This window comes from Erythrobacter sp. HI0063 (assembly GCF_001635685.1).
Taxonomy (GTDB): Bacteria; Pseudomonadota; Alphaproteobacteria; order Sphingomonadales; family Sphingomonadaceae; genus Qipengyuania.
In genome coordinates, this window is the sequence record NZ_LWFF01000002.1 from 17,339 (window position 1) to 29,114 (window position 11,776).

General features: G+C 64.2%; 13 protein-coding genes. 6 read left to right on the plus strand and 7 right to left on the minus strand.

The window, feature by feature from the left end; translation table 11 throughout:
• Positions 1–39 precede the first annotated feature (39 nt).
• A complete protein-coding gene (locus A3736_RS00200; protein ID WP_067677652.1) occupies positions 40–936 on the plus strand; it encodes a family 16 glycosylhydrolase in 897 nt (298 codons plus the stop codon).
• Here the strand turns inward: A3736_RS00200 and hemF are convergent, their stop codons facing one another.
• On the minus strand, positions 937–1,794 hold the full coding sequence (gene hemF / locus A3736_RS00205) for an oxygen-dependent coproporphyrinogen oxidase (RefSeq protein WP_067677655.1): 858 nt from the start codon (positions 1,792–1,794) through the stop codon (positions 937–939).
• Between the two features lie 44 nt (positions 1,795–1,838).
• Between hemF and pdeM the strand changes: the two genes are divergently transcribed.
• From pdeM to A3736_RS00220, 3 genes are all read left to right on the plus strand, one after another.
• A complete protein-coding gene (pdeM, locus tag A3736_RS00210; RefSeq protein ID WP_067677658.1) occupies positions 1,839–2,540 on the plus strand; it encodes a ligase-associated DNA damage response endonuclease PdeM in 702 nt (233 codons plus the stop codon).
• A gap of 148 nt (positions 2,541–2,688) precedes the next feature.
• The gene (infC, locus tag A3736_RS00215) at positions 2,689–3,207 is read left to right on the plus strand and encodes a translation initiation factor IF-3 (protein ID WP_067677661.1); all 519 of its coding nucleotides are present in this window, start codon (positions 2,689–2,691) and stop codon (positions 3,205–3,207) included.
• An 88-nt stretch (positions 3,208–3,295) separates the two neighbouring features.
• On the plus strand, positions 3,296–3,913 hold the full coding sequence (locus A3736_RS00220; protein ID WP_067677664.1) for a hypothetical protein: 618 nt from the start codon (positions 3,296–3,298) through the stop codon (positions 3,911–3,913).
• 12 nt (positions 3,914–3,925) lie between these two features.
• Here the strand turns inward: A3736_RS00220 and A3736_RS00225 are convergent, their stop codons facing one another.
• Positions 3,926–4,609, minus strand: a complete 684-nt coding sequence (locus A3736_RS00225; RefSeq protein ID WP_233999120.1) for a hypothetical protein — start codon at positions 4,607–4,609, stop codon at positions 3,926–3,928.
• 231 nt (positions 4,610–4,840) lie between these two features.
• Here A3736_RS00225 and A3736_RS00230 point away from each other — a divergent pair, with 231 nt between their 5' ends.
• On the plus strand, positions 4,841–6,154 hold the full coding sequence (locus A3736_RS00230) for a cystathionine gamma-synthase family protein (protein WP_067677667.1): 1,314 nt from the start codon (positions 4,841–4,843) through the stop codon (positions 6,152–6,154).
• Positions 6,155–6,214: 60 nt separating this feature from the next.
• Positions 6,215–7,111 carry a RimK family alpha-L-glutamate ligase gene (locus A3736_RS00235; RefSeq protein ID WP_067677671.1) on the plus strand — a complete coding sequence of 299 codons (897 nt, stop codon included), beginning with the start codon at positions 6,215–6,217 and terminating at the stop codon, positions 7,109–7,111.
• On the opposite strand, the gene A3736_RS00240 is transcribed toward A3736_RS00235, so the two are convergent.
• From A3736_RS00240 to A3736_RS00260, 5 genes are all read right to left on the minus strand, one after another.
• Positions 7,108–8,214, minus strand: coding sequence for an energy transducer TonB (locus A3736_RS00240; protein ID WP_067677674.1), 1,107 nt, complete (start codon positions 8,212–8,214; stop codon positions 7,108–7,110). The genes A3736_RS00235 and A3736_RS00240 overlap by 4 nt on opposite strands.
• Positions 8,215–8,252: 38 nt before the next feature.
• Positions 8,253–8,786 carry a J domain-containing protein gene (locus A3736_RS00245; protein ID WP_067677677.1) on the minus strand — a complete coding sequence of 178 codons (534 nt, stop codon included), beginning with the start codon at positions 8,784–8,786 and terminating at the stop codon, positions 8,253–8,255.
• Between the two features lie 122 nt (positions 8,787–8,908).
• Complete coding sequence (gene pal / locus A3736_RS00250) at positions 8,909–9,427, minus strand: peptidoglycan-associated lipoprotein Pal (RefSeq protein ID WP_067677680.1); 519 nt, start codon at positions 9,425–9,427, stop codon at positions 8,909–8,911.
• Positions 9,428–9,499: 72 nt separating this feature from the next.
• A complete protein-coding gene (gene tolB / locus A3736_RS00255) occupies positions 9,500–10,894 on the minus strand; it encodes a Tol-Pal system beta propeller repeat protein TolB (protein WP_067677683.1) in 1,395 nt (464 codons plus the stop codon).
• Positions 10,891–11,772, minus strand: a complete 882-nt coding sequence (locus A3736_RS00260) for an energy transducer TonB (protein WP_233999123.1) — start codon at positions 11,770–11,772, stop codon at positions 10,891–10,893. The genes tolB and A3736_RS00260 overlap by 4 nt, the downstream gene beginning before the upstream one ends.
• Positions 11,773–11,776 lie beyond the last annotated feature (4 nt).

The following is an 11,776-nucleotide window of genomic DNA, read 5'->3' on the forward strand; positions in this document are numbered from 1 at the left end:
CCATGATAACGTTCACAAGAAAATTCAGGGAGCAGGTCGATGATGAAAACCCGTTTTGCGCTCGCAAGCCTGGTCGCGCTCGCCGCATGCCAGCCAGCCAGTCAGATGAACCGGCCCGATGCGCCGCTCACCGTGCAAACCGCAACTGCCGAACGCGAGTTGATCTTTGCCGACGAATTCGATGCGCCTGCGCTCGACCGCGCCAAATGGAATGTCGAAGGCATGGATTTCTGGGTCAACGACGAACAGCAGGCCTATACCGACAGCCCCGAAACGATTGCTTTTTCCGACGATGTGTCGGGCGCCGATGGCGGCGCGCTGATCCTGCGCCCGGTGTGGAAGCCGGGGGCCGACACCAAAACGGAACGCCAGGCCGATTTCATTTCGGGCCGGATCGATTCGCGCGGCAAGTTCGATTTCACGCATGGCCGCGCCGAAGCGCGCATCCGCATGCCGCGCGAACGCGGCGCCTGGCCCGCCTTCTGGCTGCTCGGCAACGGGCAATGGCCCTATACGGGCGAGATCGACATCATGGAATATGTCGGCGAACCTGAATGGACCGCCGTGGCAATCCATGGCCCCGGCTATTCGGGCGAGACGCCGCTGGTCGAACGCCGGCAATTCCCCGCCGGGCAGAACGCGATGGGCTGGCACGTCTACGGCGTGGAATGGACCGACCGGAAGATCGCCTTCGATGTCGATGGTGACGTATTCTATACCGTCACGCGCGAAGAGATCGAACGCTATGGCGAATGGCGCTTCGATACGCCCAAGCACCTGATCCTCAATTTCGCGATCGGCGGCGTCTATCCGGGCAAGGTCAACAAGATCGAGAAGCCCTATTACGGCATTCCGCAAAGCACGGTCGACGCGGTGAAGGCGGGCGGCGTGCAGATGGAAGTGGACTGGGTCCGCGTCTGGGCCGACCGCGACTGATCAGGTCCAGACCGCTTCCGGCGGCAGGCTCATCAGGATCGCGTCGATATTGCCGCCGGTCTTGAGACCGAACAGAGTGCCCCTGTCGTACACCAGATTGAATTCGGCGTAGCGCCCCCGCCATTCGAGCTGGGTCAGCTTGTCGGCCGGGGTGAAATCGCTTTCCATCCGGCGGCGCACCAGTTCAGGGAAGATGTCGAGGAAGGCTTCGCCGACATCCTTGGTGAAGGCGAAATTGCGCGCGAAGGCGTCCTCGTCCTCACATTCGAGATGGTCGTAGAAGATCCCGCCCACCCCGCGATGGACGCCGCGATGGGGGATGTAGAAATACTCGTCCGCCCATTTCGAAAACCGCTCGTAATAGGTCGGATTGTGCGCGGCGCAGGCGGCGCGGAACCGGGCGTGGAAGTCTTCGGTGTCTTGCGGATAGGGGATCGGCGGATTCAGATCCGCGCCGCCTCCGAACCACGCCCTGCCCGTCACCAGGAAACGCGTGTTCATATGCACTGCCGGAACGTGCGGGTTCTTCATATGCGCCACCAGGCTGATACCGGTGGCGACGAAGCGCGGATCGTCGGGGTCGACGCCGTTCATCGTCTTGGCGAATTCGGATTCGAACCGTCCGCGCACGGTGGACACGTTGACCCCGACCTTTTCGAACACCTCGCCCTTCATCAGCCCGCGCGTGCCGCCGCCGGGATCGGGATTGCCCTCTTCGTGTCGCTGCCAGGGCAGATATTCGAAGGCAGCGTCGGATCCCGCCTCGCGCTCGATCGCTTCGAATTCGGCGCAGATGCGGTCCCGCAAGGTTTCGAACCAGGTGCGGGCGGTTTCTGTCTGCTGGGTCCAGTCGGTCATCCTGCCCCCTTGCCAAGCCGAATCCACAAGGGCAATAGCGGGCCATGGTTCCCCTTTCGTTCGCCGATCAGGAATGGCTGCTCACCACAGGACGCGCACTCTACTGGCCGCGCGAGCAGGCCTTGCTGGTGGCCGACCTGCATCTGGAAAAAGGCAGCTTCTTCGCGGGCCACGGCCAGCCGATACCACCCTATGACAGCCGCGAAACGCTGGAGCGGGTGGCGCTGGCCATCCGCGAGACCGGCGCGCGCCGGGTGATTACCCTGGGGGATAATTTTCACGATTCGGACGGCAGCACGCGCCTGGAACCGCATGCCTGCGGCATGCTGGAGGCGCTGACCAAGGCGGTCGACTGGGTGTGGATCACGGGAAACCACGATCCCGACATGGAAGCGCGGTGCGGCGGCACGCTGGTGGAGGAACTGGAGATCGGCGGCACGATCCTGCGCCACCGCGCCCTTCCCGGCGAAACCCGGCCCGAATTGTCCGGCCATTATCACCCGCGCGTGCAATTGACCGTCCAGCGCCGCCATATCCGCCGCCCCTGCGCGGTGATCAGCGCCAATGACAGCGTGGACGGCAAGCCTTCGGGCCGCATGATCCTGCCAGCCTTCGGCGCCTATACGGGCGGGATGAACGCCGCCGATCCGGCCATTCTCAAGGCGCTCCAGCCCGCCAATGCGATCGATGCGGTGGTGCCTGCCAAGGGGCGCCTGGCGCGCTTCCCCCTTTGGCGGGCGGGATAGTCGGGACGGGCGCGCGTGACGTCGCCATCACGCCCGATACGGCTAATCCGCACTATCCACTTCCGAATCCGTGCGAGAATGCCTACATGGGGCGATCCAAGGCAATGATACAGGAGATAGCCCCATAGCCCGTCCACCCCGTCGTTCCATGCAGCCGCCAGTCAAGAGCGGCCCTCGCTACGACAATTTCATCCAATCGCCCAAGGTCCGCGTCATCGATGACGAGGGAGAGAATTTGGGCGTCATGTTCACCCGCGAAGCGATCGAGCAGGCCAACGAAAAGGGTCTGAACCTCGTCGAAGTGTCCCCCAATGCGGACCCGCCGGTGTGCAAGTTCCTCGATGTCGGCAAGCATCGCTACGAGGCGCAGAAAAAGGCGAACCTCGCGCGCAAGACGCAGAAGACCCAGGATATCAAAGAGGTCAAGATGCGCCCGAACATCGACACGCACGATTACGACGTGAAGATGCGCAACGTGGTCAAGTTCATCGAAAACGGTGACAAGGTGAAGTGCACCCTGCGCTTCCGCGGCCGCGAAATGGCGCACCAGCAGCTCGGCATGGACCTGCTCAACCGGGTCCGCGACGATGTCGAGGAAATCGCCAAGGTCGAAAGCTTCCCGCGCCTCGAAGGTCGCCAGATGCTGATGGTGCTCGCGCCCAAATAAGGCGCGTCCATTTCCGCTCAAGACCGGGGGAACGGCGCTGGCCGCCCCTGGTTGAGGCGGCATGGCCCATCCTCTCCGACGAACCCTCATGTTTTTCGGCTTCGCCGGCGCGCTCGTACTCGGCGGCTGTTCGGATGCCGACGAAACCGTGGTGACCGAACGCAGCGGTCCCGCCCAACTCGGCACGTCGGAACCGCCCGTGCCCGCCGGGCAAGCCTCACCTCCGCCGAGCGTCGACACGCAGGGCTCCGCAACGCCGCCTTCTGGCTATACCGATGGGTCAGGCATCGACGATGGCTACCCCGATCTCTCGCCCCCTGTCCTCACGCCCGAAGCCGAGCGCGGGGAAACCGGCGCACGCAACGTGCTCGTCAATTTCGCCCGCGCCGTCGAATTGCGCGAATATGATCAGGCTTGGCGATTTTTCAACGACACCGCAAAGACGCGCTGGAGCGAGAAACGGTTCGACGCTTTGTTTGCAGGCCTACGTGATATAACCGTCTCCGTCCCATCGGGACGCATGGAAGGCGCTGCCGGGTCCAGCTATTACACAAGTCAGGCAGAGATCGCCGCAACCGATCCCGACGGCAGGCGGATACGTCTGGAAGGCCCGATCGTCTTGCGCCGGGTCAACGATGTTCCAGGATCAAGCGCCGAGCAGAGGCGCTGGCACATCGAGCAGTTCGATCTGTCGGTTAGGCCCTAACCGAGGCGCGCTTCATTCGATCTCGAAATCGAGCAGAGTGAAGCTGGCCCGACCGGTCGCATAGACTCCATGGCCCCGACCGCTGTCCGATCCGAAGGTGAACCCGATCCGGGCCGCTTGAGCAAGCGCCGCGCGGAACGCTTCCGGGTTCTGACTCGAAGGTTTACCGTAAACCGATATCCAGTCGCCCCCCAGCGGGATCGTTACAGTGTGCGTCCCGGCCCGTAGCGGAATCTTCCTGTCCGAAGGCGAATACCAGCGGAAATGTTCGTAGGGTCCCTTTGCGTTCCAGCTATCGCCACGGCGCTGGAAGAACAGCGACATGTAAGCCTGCTCCTCAGTAGATTCCTGAGGGACGAACCGCGTGCCAGGCGCGGCATCGACGCGATAGCGCATCGTGATAGACCGCGCCCCGCGCAAGCTGCCCGGATCGAACGTGACGTAATGGACGTGGCCATAGCGTTCACGGATATTCGGTATGTCGAAGGTGATGCCCTCGCGCGTGTCCTCTGGCTGCAATGGCATGCCGACGGAATAATTGCGGCCTTTGATGATGGGGCCGATTTCCCAGGCGCGCGCCGGCGGAACTTCCGCGAGAACGGGAGCGGCGACAGTGGCGGCCGCTCCCAGAGCCAGCGCGGCGGTCAATCCGCGGCTGGAGGAACCGAAGGCGGAGCGGGAGAAAAAGCGAGTCATACCGCCATCTATCGCATCGCCCGTGAAACGATCCTGAAAGTCTCGTAAACCAACCGGCAAGCTTCGCCGTGGGTTGATCGCTTGCCGCGCCGCTTCTACTCCGCTTCCATCACAGTCTGTGGCGGAGAAGCGTTCCTGCGGAGGTTAGGAACGGGTGCCCCGCAGCTGCCAGGACATTTGCGATCCCCCGCCTTCCTGGGGGTTCGACATTTCATTCAGGAGCTCCAACCCGTGAGCGAAACCGACATCATCGACCCCACCACGCCGCGCAAAAACCCCAAGCCGGAAGTCACCAAGATCGACGGACGCGCGCTGAAGCCTGCAACCTTGATGATGGGCCATGGCTATGATCCGACTCTGTCGGAAGGCAGCCTGAAACCGCCGATCTTCCTCACCAGCACCTTCGCTTTCCCCAGCGCGGCTGACGGCAAGCGCCACTTCGAAGGCATCACCGGCAAGCGCCCCGGCGGCGCGGACGGGCTGGTCTATTCGCGCTTCAACGCGCCGAACCAGGAAATCCTCGAAGATCGCCTGTCGATCTGGGACGGGGCGGAAGACGCGCTGAGCTTTTCCAGCGGCATGACCGCGATCTGCGTGCTGATGCTGGCCTATGCCAGCCAGGGCGACGTGATCGTCCATTCCGGCCCGCTCTATGCCGCGTCCGAGGGCTTCGTAGCCAAGGTGCTGGCGAAATTCGGCGTCACCTATGTCGATTTCCCCGCCAGCGCCACGCGCGAGGAGATCGACGCGGTGCTGGAAAAAGCGAAGGCGCAGGCATCCGATCAGGGCGGGAAGGTCTGCATGATCTATCTCGAAAGCCCCGGCAATCCGACCAATGCGCTGGTCGACATCGAGGCGGTCAAGGAAGCGCGCGACGCGGCGCTCGACTGGGATTGCCCGATCGCGATCGACAACACATTCCTTGGCCCGCTATGGCAGCGCCCGCTAGATCATGGCGCGGACATCGTGGTCTATTCGCTGACCAAATATGTCGGCGGCCATTCGGACCTCGTGGCAGGCTCGATCGCCGGCGCTAAGAAGTGGATGGATCCGGTGCGCAGCTTGCGCAACACGATGGGCGGCATCTGCGATCCCAACACGGCCTGGATGCTGCTGCGGTCCTTGGAGACCGTGGAACTGCGCATGCAGCGCGCGGGCGAGAATGCGGCCAAGGTCTGCGACTATCTCAGCAAGCATGAGAAGGTCGAAGGGCTCGGCTATCTCGGCATGATCGAAGGCGCGCGTCAGCAGGACATTTACGACCGCCATTGCCTCGGTGCAGGATCGACCTTCTCGCTGCTGCTGAAGGGCGGCGAGGCTGAATGCTTCCGCTTTCTCGACGCGCTCAAGATCGCCAAGCTTGCCGTCAGCCTCGGCGGGACGGAGACGCTGGCGAGCCATCCCGCTTCGATGACTCACCTCTCGGTTGCCGAAGGACGCCGCACGGAACTGGGCATTTCGGACAATCTGGTGCGCATCTCGATCGGGATCGAGGATGCGGACGATCTGATCGCCGATTTCGAACAGGCCCTCGAACAGGTCTGAGCGGCTCCCGACGGATATCGCCACCCCGGACTCGAGCCGGGGTGGCGTGAGGCTTTTCATATGATCCGCATCGCCTTCCTCGCCTGCGCCGATACGCTTCCGGGCCCCGGCCCCCGACGCGGCGATGCGTTCGAGCATGATCTCGAAATCGCCGCCTTGAGGCCCGCTTTCGAAACCGCCGGACTCGATCTGCTCGAGATCGACTGGCGCGAGCCGCTCGAAGCTTTCGATGGAGCCGCGCTGGTCCTTCTCGGTACGGCATGGGACTATCAGGACTATCCGCAAGATTTCCTCGCGAAGCTCGACGTGCTGGCAGCACGGGGGATTACCGTCTGCAATCCGCCGGAAATCGTCCGCTGGAACGCCGACAAGGGCTATCTGCTGGACCTGTCCGAGCGCGATGTACCAGTCATTCCGACTATCTGGCACGACGATGCGGGGCGCGCGGACATCGCCGACGCGCTCGACCGGTTCGAGACCGACCGCGTGGTGGTCAAACGTCGCGTCGGCGCGGGCGCGCTGGGCCAGCACAGCTTTTCGCGCGAAGCCCTGCCCGACACGGACTGGCGCATGGGCCATGCCTGCCTGATCCAGCCCTTCCTCGCGAGCGTGGTCGAGGAGGGCGAATTCACCTTCGTGTTCATCGACGGAGAGTTCAGCCACGGCGTCCTGAAACAGGCGGCTGCGGGCGACTATCGCATCCAGTCTCTCTATGGCGGGAAGGAAAGCGTGTTCGCGCCGAGCACTACCGATCTCGCCAGCGCCCGTGCGGTGATTTCCGCCCTGCCCTTCAAAGACCCCCTGTATGCCCGCATCGACATGGCACGGCTTCCGTCGGGCGAACTGGCAGTGATGGAGGCGGAAATGATCGAGCCCTATCTCTATCCCGAACAGGGGCCCGACCTCGGCGAGCGGTTGGCAAAGGCGGTACTGAGCCGTCTGGAGCGGTCGGCCTAGCTGCTCTCGCTATCACGGGCAGATGCGGCGTTTCCTTCCATGCGATAGAAGACGCGGGTTTCGCAGCCGGTGATGGCCTGCCCCTCCTGCTTGCTCGACCGCTCTATCATCCGCTTCGCCGCTTCGCCGAAATCGTCGATCGGTTCGGCGCGCAGGATGCGGACATTGCCGATCTCGCCCCAAGGCGCGACATCGTAGGCGATATCGGCCCACCCCTCGATCGAACGCGAGCGGTAGGCTTCGGGAAAAACGAGCTGTGGGGCGCGGTCCCATTCCAGGGCTTCGCAGGGATCGGACCAATCGGCCCCGCGCGGCGGCGCGGGCGGTGCCGGCAAGACCGCCGCATTGCGCCAATACCGATAGCTGCAATTATGCCGCATCGGACCTTCGTTGAAACGGCTGGTCTCAACCGCCTCTTCCGCCGCCCCATCGAGCGGTTCGTTGCCGGTTCCGTAAAGGTGGCGAACATTGGACGTTTCACCCGAAGGCTCCACGTCGAACCCGATCGCCGTCCAGTCGCGAACACCGGGCGTCGCGGGGATCTGGTCGAAATTCGGATAGGCCCGCAGGATCGGCTGCGTGCCCGCGCGGCACTCGTCGTCGGCATGAAGCCGATCGTAAGCTTCCCTCGAAAGGCGCGGGGTCTGGCCGGTCATGACGTAGGATACCAGCTCGACCGGCTCCGCCTCTTCTATCGGGCGCATCACAGGCCGATAGGTAATGGAGCATCCATCAAGCGCGGCATTGGCCGCGAACCGGCTCGACACCATTGCGGCGGCGCCGGAGCCATGATTGGAATGCGAGGGCGACGTCCGCGTGATCGAGACAGGCCGCCCCGTCGCGTCGATGGCGAAATCGAAACTCATCGCCGGCGGCTCCGACCCGCGCCCGGACCACAGCGTATTGTAGGGCCTGCGTCCCTCAACGACCGAGGCGACCTCGCCATTTTCACAGCGGACCGGACCGGGCATCCAGCTGACCAATCTCTGGCCCGACAAACCGTGCGACGAGGAAGCGATCGGTACTCCGACCGTGGCCACGGGCGGTTCCGGCGGGATCGCCGATGCGGCGGATCCGAGCAAAGCCGACAAAAGTCCGATCATCTCCGCATATCCTCGTTTTTACTGCCGGATCGGCTCGCCTAGCCCTTCCACTCGCGCCGTTCCTCGGCGGCTTTCAGCACTTCGTAGGCGACCTGCAATTTCTGGAATTCCTGCGCCGCTTCGGCATCGTTGGGCTTCACGTCGGGATGGACAGTTTTCGCCTTTTCGCGCCAGGCTTTCTTGATCGCGGGGAAGTCGGCATCGCTCTCGAGGCCGAGCGCGTCCAATGCGCGCATCTCGTCCTGCGTGCGCGAGCCATCGCCGCTGCCGCCCCAGCCATAATGCTGCGCTTCGGCATAGCCTGCATTCTCTGCCGTCTCGGCCTTGGCGCGCGCAGCCTTCTCGGCCTTGTCGAGGCCTTCGAAATAATCCCATTTCTGATTGTATTCGGCGGCGTGGCGCTGGCAGAAATACCAGCGATCGCGGCTGTTGGGCGCCTTGGGCGCGGGGCAATCGCCCACTTCCTCGCAGCCATGGCGATCGCACAATTTGACGTTCGCCGCCGCGCGTTCGCTTTCATAGCCGCGCCAGCGGGGAAAGCCCCAATCGTTGGAACGACGGGGCTTAGGCATCGAAATGAGTCACTTTGAAATCGGGCATCTCCAGTAACCTAGGCTCTCGCGCCCGCAATGCCAATGTCGCAGAGGCGAGAGAGCGTCCTGTAACAGGAACGCTCCCCCGCCCCGCAATCGGATCAGTTGATCACGACGCTCGCAGCGCGGCGGTTCTGCGCCCAGGCGCTTTCATTGCTGCCGAGCGCAACCGGGCGTTCCTTGCCGTAGCTGACGGTGCGGATGCGTGTCGCCGGAATGCCGAGGCTGACGAGATAATTCTTCGCCGCATTCGCACGCCGCTCACCCAGAGCCAGGTTGTATTCGCGCGTGCCGCGCTCGTCCGCATGGCCTTCAACGGTGAAGGTGATCTGCGGATACTGGCTGAAATACTGCGCCTGGACCTGAAGGCGGCGCGTGTCCTCCGCATCGATATTGTAGCGATCGGTGTCGAAATAGACGACCGTGTTCGCCGCGCCGACAGTTTCCGTGAAATGGCGCTGCGTGCCGGGAGCGGCCACGCCCGGTCCGGTCGGCGTGGGGGTAGTCGTCGGCGTAGTCTGCTGCGGAGGAGGCGGCAGCTCTTCGGGCGGCTGCTTCTTACAGGCGGCGAGCGCGAGCGCGCTGGCGAGGCAGACGGTGGCGGTCAGGCGAGTGTTCATAGCGGCCGATCCTTTTCGACTGTTCCAAAACCGGTGTGCGACCCGGCAGATGCAATACTCAAACCAATGATCCTACGGCAGGATCGGTCCCCAGGCGGGGTCCGATCCGTCGACCGGCGTCGGCAACTGGCGCTCGTTCTCGCCCGTCAGATCGACCTGCCACAACCCGGTGTTGCCCGAATTGCGCTCGGTGCGGAAAAACTGGACGATGCGGCCATTGGGCGACCAGGTGGGCGCTTCGTCCTGCCATCCGCTGGTCAGGCGGCGCGCATTCCCGCCGCTCGGCGTCATGACGTAGATGTTGAAATTGCTGGCATTGGTGAAAGCGATCTGGTCGCCGCGCGGGCTCCATTCGGGCGTCGCGCAGCGCGATCCGCCGAAGCTGATCCGGCGCTGGTTCGTGCCGTCGGCATTCATGACATAGCATTGCTGATTGCCCGACCGGTCGCTTTCGAACACGATCTGGCGGCCATCGGGCGAGAAGGATCCACCGATATCGATCCCCGGCGCGTCGGTCAGCCGCGTACTCTGGCCGCCTGTCACGGGCACGCGATAGATGTCGGTATTGCCGCCCACGGCCATAGAATAGAGGATGTAGCGCCCGTCCGGGCTCCAGCGCGGGGCGAAGGTGGGATTGGCGCTTTCGGTCACCAGCGTCTGGCTGCCCGTGCCCACGTCGTAGACGTAGATGCGCGGATTGCCGTCGACATAGCTCAGATAGACGAGCTGACGATAATCGGGGGAATAGCGAGGGGTCAGCGCAGTCGAGCGGCCGGTGGTGATGAAGCGATGGTTCGCCCCGTCGCTGTCCATAATGGCGAGCCGCTTGGTGCGGTTATCCTTGGGGCCGGTTTCAGCGATGTAAGCGATGCGGCTGTCGAAGAACGGGCTTTCCCCGGTCAGACGCGAATAGACGAGATCGGCGCATTTGTGAGCGGCGCGGCGCCAGTCGGCGGCCGGAACCACCCAGCCTTCGCGCACCAGCTCGTCACGCAAAGCCATGTCGTAGAGATAGCAGCCGACCGTCAGCCTGCCGTCGCTGCGCCCGCGCACATAGCCATGCACCAACATTTCGGCGCGGCGATTGTCCCACGTGGCCCAGGCGGGCGCGGTGATCTCGGCATAGCTGGGCGTCGGGAGCGAATCCGGGCCGGTCGGCTTGAACAGGCCGTTATTGCGCAGGTCCGATGTAATGACGCGCGCCAGCTCGATCCCGAGCGCGGACGTGCCCGACTGGTTCGCAGGCGTCGGCACGTTGCGGTCGGTCGCGAAGGCGGGAATGGCGATGCCGAGATCGTCGAGCCGGCCTTCGTAGCTGACCGAGACATTCAGGCCTTCGCCCTCGTCCACGGTTTCGATCACCCCACCTTCGGGAGGCGCTTCACCCAAATCCTGATTTTGGGCGCTGAGCGGCGTGGCGATGAGCGCTGCGGTGGCCAGCAGCGGGGCGAGAATACGCGAAATCATTGGGCGAGCCTCCAGTCGAGGTTGGCGGTGATGGTCTTCCAGGCCTCGTAATATTCTTCCGGCAGGTCGAACGGCGCGGCCAGTTGCACGGCGCGGATCGCCTGTTCGGCGTGGCGGTCGGCCTGGGCGCGGTTGGTGTCGTTGACGCCGGTCTGACGCGCCACGGTGGGGCGCCCGCGCAATTTGCCGTCCGTGTCGAGCTGGAAGCGCACATAGGTGACGATCTTCTCGACCTCCGGGCCGTTCGGCGGCTGCCAGTGCGGCTTGATCTGGCGCGCGACGGCGGACGCGATCGAGGCCTTGGCGCTTGCCCCGATCTGCGAGGCGGGCGTGCGGGTTTCGGTGCTGGTGGCGCTGTCGCCTGCTCCGGCGAGGAAATTGTCGCCGATGCGCGAAGCGCCTCCGGTCCGGGCAGCGGGTTGCGCCGGGCGTTCGGCAGTGCGGGTAGGCGCCTCGGCACGGCGCGACGGGGCAGGCGCAGGTGCGGGCGTGCGCGCACGTTCCGTCCGGCGGGGCGTGGGGCGCTCTGCCGCACGCGGTGCCGGGCGTTCCACTGGACGGGTTACGGGCCGCTCGACCGGTCTTTCGACGGGCCGTTCCACCGGTCGCTCGATCGGTAGTGGGAGGATCTCGGACGGTGGCGCGGGTGTGTCGCTCAGGACGGGCGCCGTCGACGCGGCGCTCTCGCTGACCGGATCGGGCGCGGTCGACGTCAGGCCGACCTCGTCCGTCAGATTGACCGTCATCCGCTCGATCGGCTGCACGCTCTCACGCTTCGTCGGCTGAAGCAGGAGCACGATCAGCAGCAGGACATGCAGTGCGATGGCCACGAACAGGCCGACGCGCTCTTCCCCTACAAGACCCGTTCTCTCCATCATCACG